This window comes from uncultured Microscilla sp. (genome assembly GCF_947493425.1).
Classification (GTDB): Bacteria; Bacteroidota; Bacteroidia; order Cytophagales; family Microscillaceae; genus Microscilla.
This window is the reverse complement of the sequence record NZ_CANLRP010000649.1, coordinates 1-248: the sequence shown is the minus strand read 5'-3', so window position 1 is coordinate 248 and position 248 is coordinate 1. Positions and strand designations below refer to the sequence as shown.

Annotated in this window: 1 protein-coding gene; it reads right to left on the bottom strand. The window is 42.7% G+C overall.

Annotated features, from left to right (window positions below; all coding sequences use genetic code 11):
• Positions 1 to 248: transposase (locus Q0954_RS34825; RefSeq protein ID WP_299466912.1), on the bottom strand; the 248-nt coding region annotated here is incomplete at both ends.

The window sequence follows — 248 nt, the reverse complement described above, 5'->3', positions numbered from 1 at the left end:
GATATAAGTGCGCAACTCACGAGTAGGGTCATCGGGGATAAATGAGCCAGGGAGTAAACCATAGCTATGCAATTGTTGAATCCACTCACTATCAGATACATCACTTTTGCGACCACTTACATTCTTGGGGTAACGGGCATTTACCAACAATACTTGAAAGCCTCTTTGTTCAAGGATTTCAAACAATCCCATCCAATAAACCCCTGTGGATTCCATGGCTACACTCTCTATTTTTAGCTCTTCCAACC